Source organism: Vibrio sp. 1288, from assembly GCF_033344475.1.
The window spans coordinates 1-613 of record NZ_JAWPOX010000752.1; the positions used below are offsets into that span (position 1 = coordinate 1).

The window sequence follows — 613 nt, forward strand, 5'->3', positions numbered from 1 at the left end:
TTACGACGACACATTCTTGCTAAATACTGCATTCGTCACAGCTAAACGCGATCCAAATGATGCAAGTGAACCTGAGACCAAATCGAACGAAGATACTGCTCAAGTGAACTTTGATAATGTGCTTCCGCAATTTGAAGCTAACTTCGGTTTCCATGCCAACGTATTTGTCAAAGTAACCAACAGCAGTACTTTTGAAGACATTACTTTGAACAAAATGTCGATTCGCGGTGTGAGTATTCCTGATGCAACCACCCCTGGTGATGTTGATGTAGGTACTCTATTCAGAATCTTCGATGACTCTGGTACGAGCATTGAAGGTGTGCTTGACTCTGCATTCCAACAATTGCTTGATGGTTACTGTAATGTTGGACAAACTATTCCAGCTGGCGAGACCTATGCTTGTTTCGTTCGTGTTCAACTCTTCAATGCACTTGGTATTTTCGATACCTTCAGCGCCTCTGGTGCAGATGATGGTATTGTTATAGAAGTGCTGGATGATGACGGTAGTATTCGAGCTGCAGAAGTGGAAGTTACGGTTCAAACTCAAGATGTGATTCAACCTTAATGTTTGAATACACTAAAAATCAGTAAGGCCTACCTTACCTTAAAATAA

Annotated in this window: 1 pseudogene; it reads left to right on the forward strand. The window is 41.4% G+C overall.

What is annotated here, in order from left to right:
* Window positions 1-565 (forward strand): annotated as a pseudogene (locus tag R8O11_RS29160) (hypothetical protein); the annotation flags it as partial.
* Between the last annotated feature and the right edge of the window lie 48 nt (window positions 566-613).